The 477-nt window shown below is 53.5% G+C and carries 1 pseudogene; it reads right to left on the bottom strand.

Features of this window, described 5'->3' with window-relative positions:
- Positions 1–346, bottom strand: a pseudogene (gene cca, locus ACTHUR_RS19695) (multifunctional CCA addition/repair protein); the annotation flags it as partial.
- Between the last annotated feature and the right edge of the window lie 131 nt (positions 347–477).

Here is a 477-nt window from a genome sequence, read left to right as displayed (position 1 = left end):
GGTCGATGATGAGGTCGTCTGAGCCCTGAGCCATTGCGTTGATGGTCAAATCGCGGCGCATCAAATCCTGCTCCAGCGTAACGTCTTTGTCGGCGTGGAAACTGAAACCGGCGTAGCCCTTGGCGGTTTTGCGCTCGGTACGGGCGAGGGCGTATTCTTCGTGGGTGTCGGGATGGAGGAACACGGGAAAATCTTTGCCGACCGGCTGGAAGCCTTGCGCCAACATAGTTTGCGCATCGGCACCGACGACCACCCAGTCGCGGTCTTTGACGGGCAAACCTAAAAGATAATCACGGACGGCGCCGCCGACGAGGTAGGTTTTGATGGTGTGTGTTTTCTGAGTCATTGAATTGGTCTTTGGTAACAATCAGAATGTATAGTGGGTTAACTTTAAACCACTACGGCGTTGCCTCGCCTTAGCTCAAAGAGAACGATTCTCTAAGGTGCTGAAGCACCAAGTGAATCGGTTCCGTACTA

The sequence above is a fragment of the Neisseria sp. P0021.S007 genome (assembly GCF_051956855.1).
This window is presented reverse-complemented; position numbering and strand designations above follow the sequence as displayed.